A 5,621-nucleotide genomic window follows, 5' to 3' on the forward strand; every position below is an offset into this window, starting at 1 on the left:
TATAAAGTACGCATCCGCTGCCACGGAGCACACGGCGACGAGGCAGCGGGGAAGGTAAGCAGGTGATTGTTTTGACTGAGGTTTTGGTCACCCAATCAGGATCACGGATCCAGCCGCTGACTTCCGAATCGAAAAAAAGAGGTTGACTTTTCGATTCAGGGCTGTAAAATGCCCACTCTCTCGAAGCAGCCGCCACGGCGACTGAGGCAACATCTTCGAGACGCTCTTTAACAAGTCGATCAGGCAATTTGTGTGGGCGTCTGGCTCGTGTGTGACACCAGTCACATAGATAATCGAGCAGACGAACACTCGTCAAGAGTAACTAGTTTGACCTCGAGCCCGGATTGATTCACCTCGTAGGCTGCTTCGGCAGGCTTCGAAACGAATCTCAAAGCTTCAAAATAAACTGAAGAGTTTGATCATGGCTCAGATTGAACGCTGGCGGCAGGCCTAACACATGCAAGTCGAGCGGTAACAGGGGTAGCTTGCTACCCGCTGACGAGCGGCGGACGGGTGAGTAATGCATGGGTATCTGCCCGGTAGTGGGGGATAACTCGGGGAAACCCGAGCTAATACCGCATACGTCCTACGGGAGAAAGCAGGGGATCTTCGGACCTTGCGCTATCGGATGAGCCCATGTCGGATTAGCTTGTTGGTGAGGTAACGGCTCACCAAGGCGACGATCCGTAGCTGGTCTGAGAGGATGATCAGCCACACCGGGACTGAGACACGGCCCGGACTCCTACGGGAGGCAGCAGTGGGGAATATTGGACAATGGGGGAAACCCTGATCCAGCCATGCCGCGTGTGTGAAGAAGGCCTTCGGGTTGTAAAGCACTTTCAGTGGGGAAGAAGGCATGATGATTAATACTCGTCATGAAGGACATCACCCACAGAAGAAGCACCGGCTAACTCCGTGCCAGCAGCCGCGGTAATACGGAGGGTGCAAGCGTTAATCGGAATTACTGGGCGTAAAGGGCGCGTAGGCGGCTTGCCAAGCCGGATGTGAAAGCCCCGGGCTCAACCCGGGAACGGCATTCGGAACTGGTAGGCTAGAGTGCAGGAGAGGAAGGTGGAATTCCCGGTGTAGCGGTGAAATGCGTAGAGATCGGGAGGAATACCAGTGGCGAAGGCGGCCTTCTGGACTGACACTGACGCTGAGGCGCGAAAGCGTGGGTAGCAAACAGGATTAGATACCCTGGTAGTCCACGCCGTAAACGATGTCGACCAGCCGTTGGACCCCTTGAGGGTTTGGTGGCGCAGTTAACGCAATAAGTCGACCGCCTGGGGAGTACGGCCGCAAGGCTAAAACTCAAATGAATTGACGGGGGCCCGCACAAGCGGTGGAGCATGTGGTTTAATTCGATGCAACGCGAAGAACCTTACCTGCTCTTGACATCCTGCGAATTCCTCAGAGATGAGGAAGTGCCTTCGGGAGCGCAGAGACAGGTGCTGCATGGCTGTCGTCAGCTCGTGTTGTGAAATGTTGGGTTAAGTCCCGTAACGAGCGCAACCCCTATCCCTTTTTGCCAGCGCGTAATGGCGGGAACTTCAGGGAGACTGCCGGTGACAAACCGGAGGAAGGTGGGGACGACGTCAAGTCATCATGGCCCTTACGAGCAGGGCTACACACGTGCTACAATGGCCGGTACAAAGGGTTGCGAAGCGGCGACGTGAAGCCAATCCCAGAAAGCCGGCCTCAGTCCGGATCGGAGTCTGCAACTCGACTCCGTGAAGTCGGAATCGCTAGTAATCGTGGATCAGAATGCCACGGTGAATACGTTCCCGGGCCTTGTACACACCGCCCGTCACACCATGGGAGTGGACTGCACCAGAAGTGGTTAGCTTAACCTTCGGGAGAGCGATCACCACGGTGTGGTTCATGACTGGGGTGAAGTCGTAACAAGGTAGCCGTAGGGGAACCTGCGGCTGGATCACCTCCTTAAACGACAAGTGCTCACGCGAACCAGCGCGTCCACACAAATTGCCTGATCGGATAGAGCGAAGACTGCTTGGGTCTGTAGCTCAGTTGGTTAGAGCGCACCCCTGATAAGGGTGAGGTCGGCAGTTCGAGTCTGCCCAGACCCACCAACCTGTCGGGGCCTTAGCTCAGCTGGGAGAGCGCCTGCCTTGCACGCAGGAGGTCAGCGGTTCGATCCCGCTAGGCTCCACCATACAGCTCGGTGTTACAGTCTCGCTTCTACTGATGAAACCACAGTCAAAAGTCATGATGATGACAATCATCGACATGATTTCTGACTGTCTTTTTGACAGTACGCTCTTTAACAATGTGGATCATGCTGACCTGTCGGTCGGTGAACACCTCATCTTCGGATGGGCGTTGTGACCCGGCCGGCAGACAACGTATAAATTTATCATCATGCATAGTCGTATGCATGCCGGTAAATGTAGTGTGATTGTGAGACCGGACCCCTTGGGGTTATATGGTCAAGCGATTAAGCGCACACGGTGGATGCCTAGGCAGTCAGAGGCGATGAAGGACGTGACAGCCTGCGATAAGCGTCGGTGAGGTGGCAAATGACCTGCGACCCGGCGATTTCCGAATGGGGAAACCCACTTACCATAAGGTAAGTATTCATGAGCCAATACATAACTCATGAAGGCGAACCGGGAGAACTGAAACATCTAAGTACCCCGAGGAAAAGACATCAATTGAGATTCCCCCAGTAGCGGCGAGCGAACGGGGACCAGCCCTTAAGCAGTGCAACCGATAGGCGAACAGTCTGGGAAGTCTGACCATAGCAGGTGATAGTCCTGTAGCCGAAATCCGAGCATTGTGAAATCGAGTAGGTCGGGGCACGTGAAACCCTGACTGAACATGGGGGGACCATCCTCCAAGGCTAAATACTCCTGACTGACCGATAGTGAACCAGTACCGTGAGGGAAAGGCGAAAAGAACCCCGGCGAGGGGAGTGAAATAGATCCTGAAACCGTGTGCGTACAAGCAGTGGGAGCAGACTTGTTCTGTGACTGCGTACCTTTTGTATAATGGGTCAGCGACTTATTCTCAGTAGCGAGCTTAACCGAATAGGGGAGGCGCAGGGAAACCGAGTCTTAAATGGGCGACTTAGTTGCTGGGAATAGACCCGAAACCGGGCGATCTATCCATGGCCAGGATGAAGGTCAGGTAACACTGACTGGAGGTCCGAACTCAAGTATGTTGAAAAATGCTGAGATGAGCTGTGGATCGGAGTGAAAGGCTAATCAAGCTCGGAGATAGCTGGTTCTCCTCGAAAGCTATTTAGGTAGCGCCTCACGTATTACCACCGGGGGTAGAGCACTGTTTCGGCTAGGGGGCCATCCCGGCTTACCAACCCGAGGCAAACTCCGAATACCGGTGAGTACAGCGTGGGAGACACACAGCGGGTGCTAACGTCCGTTGTGAAAAGGGAAACAACCCAGACCGCCAGCCAAGGTCCCAAAATCCCGGTTAAGTGGGAAACGATGTGGGAAGGCACAGACAGCCAGGAGGTTGGCTTAGAAGCAGCCATCCTTTAAAGAAAGCGTAATAGCTCACTGGTCGAGTCGGCCTGCGCGGAAGATGTAACGGGGCTCAAACCGGGTACCGAAGCTGCGGGTGCATCCTTATGGATGCGCGGTAGAGGAGCGTTGTGTAAGCCTGCGAAGGTGGATCGTGAGGTCTGCTGGAGGTATCACAAGTGCGAATGCTGACATGAGTAACGACAAGGGGAGTGAAAACCTCCCCCGCCGGAAGACCAAGGGTTCCTGTTCGACGTCAATCGGAGCAGGGTGAGTCGACCCCTAAGGCGAGGCCGAAAGGCGTAGTCGATGGGAAACGGGTCAATATTCCCGTACCGGATGTTATTGCGATGGGGGGACGAAGAAGGCTAGGTGAGCCAGGCGTTGGTTGTCCTGGTAAAAGCGAGTAGGCCTGGGGATCAGGCAAATCCGGTCCTCTACAAGCCGAGACGCGAGACGAACAGACTACGGTCTGGAAGTCACTGATGCCACGCTTCCGGGAAAAGCCTCTAAGCTTCAGATAACATGCGATCGTACCCCAAACCGACACAGGTGGTCAGGTAGAGAATACCAAGGCGTATGAGAGAACTCGGGTGAAGGAACTAGGCAAAATGGCACCGTAACTTCGGGAGAAGGTGCGCCGGCCAGGGTGACGGGACTTGCTCCCTCAGCTCTGACCGGCCGAAGAGACCAGGTGGCTGCAACTGTTTATTAAAAACACAGCACTCTGCCAACGCGTAAGCGGACGTATAGGGTGTGACGCCTGCCCGGTGCCGGAAGGTTAATTGATGGTGTTAGCCGCAAGGCGAAGCTCTTGATCGAAGCCCCGGTAAACGGCGGCCGTAACTATAACGGTCCTAAGGTAGCGAAATTCCTTGTCGGGTAAGTTCCGACCTGCACGAATGGCGTAATGATGGCCACGCTGTCTCCACCCGAGACTCAGTGAAATTGAAATCGCTGTGAAGATGCAGTGTACCCGCGGCTAGACGGAAAGACCCCGTGAACCTTTACTATAGCTTCACACTGGACGCTGATGTTACCTGTGTAGGATAGCTGGGAGGCTTTGAAACCCTGACGCCAGTTGGGGTGGAGCCAATCTTGAAATACCAGCCTGGTATCATTGGCGTTCTAACTCCGCACCGTGATCCGGTGTGAGGACAGTGTGTGGTGGGTAGTTTGACTGGGGCGGTCTCCTCCTAAAGAGTAACGGAGGAGCACTAAGGTACCCTCAGCACGGTTGGAAATCGTGCAATGAGTGCAAGAGCATAAGGGTGCTTGACTGCGAGACGGACATGTCGAGCAGGTGCGAAAGCAGGTTCTAGTGATCCGGTGGTTCTGTATGGAAGGGCCATCGCTCAACGGATAAAAGGTACTCCGGGGATAACAGGCTGATACCGCCCAAGAGTTCATATCGACGGCGGTGTTTGGCACCTCGATGTCGGCTCATCACATCCTGGGGCTGAAGTCGGTCCCAAGGGTATGGCTGTTCGCCATTTAAAGTGGTACGCGAGCTGGGTTTAGAACGTCGTGAGACAGTTCGGTCCCTATCTGCCGTGGGCGTCGGAAGTTTGAGAAGTGCTGCTCCTAGTACGAGAGGACCGGAGTGGACGCACCGCTGGTGTACCGGTTGTCATGCCAATGGCACCGCCGGGTAGCTATGTGCGGACGGGATAACCGCTGAAGGCATCTAAGCGGGAAGCCCCCTTCAAGATGAAACTTCCCTGGAGCCTCGAGCTCCCTGAAGGGCCCTCGAAGACGACGAGGTCGATAGGCGCGGTGTGTAAGTGCAGCAATGCATTGAGCTGACGCGTACTAATTGCCCGTGAGGCTTGACCATATAACACCCAAGTGGTTCGCATCACATGAATGCGTTGATATATCGATCAGCATGATCCCGATTTTGACCCGCTGCTCAAGAGCAGCCGGTCTACAGAATTGCCTGACGACCATAGCGTGCCGGCACCACCCGATCCCTTCTCGAACTCGGTAGTGAAACGGCTCCGCGCCGATGGTAGTGTGGGGTCTCCCCATGTGAGAGTAGGTCATCGTCAGGCACCCCTTCCGAACCCCGGTCCTTAACAGGACCGGGGTTCTTTTATGCGCGCCATCCGGCCGCCACGG

At 55.0% G+C, this 5,621-nt stretch carries 2 tRNA genes and 3 rRNA genes; all 5 read left to right on the forward strand.

What is annotated here, in order from left to right:
• Positions 1-403 precede the first annotated feature (403 nt).
• The 5 genes from KSP9073_RS17175 (at position 404) to rrf (ending at position 5,554) form a co-directional block, all read left to right on the forward strand.
• A 16S ribosomal RNA gene (locus KSP9073_RS17175) occupies positions 404-1,944 on the forward strand.
• 69 nt (positions 1,945-2,013) lie between these two features.
• Positions 2,014-2,090: transfer RNA gene (locus tag KSP9073_RS17180), tRNA-Ile, on the forward strand.
• A gap of 7 nt (positions 2,091-2,097) precedes the next feature.
• Positions 2,098-2,173 (forward strand) — tRNA-Ala (locus KSP9073_RS17185).
• Between the two features lie 272 nt (positions 2,174-2,445).
• Positions 2,446-5,337: ribosomal RNA gene (locus KSP9073_RS17190) — 23S ribosomal RNA — on the forward strand.
• Between the two features lie 101 nt (positions 5,338-5,438).
• Positions 5,439-5,554, forward strand: a 5S ribosomal RNA gene (rrf, locus tag KSP9073_RS17195).
• Together the 16S, 23S and 5S rRNA genes with 2 tRNA genes alongside form the textbook arrangement of a ribosomal RNA operon.
• Positions 5,555-5,621 lie beyond the last annotated feature (67 nt).

The organism is Kushneria phyllosphaerae, assembly GCF_900312995.1.
GTDB classification, from domain to species: Bacteria; Pseudomonadota; Gammaproteobacteria; order Pseudomonadales; family Halomonadaceae; genus Kushneria; species Kushneria phyllosphaerae.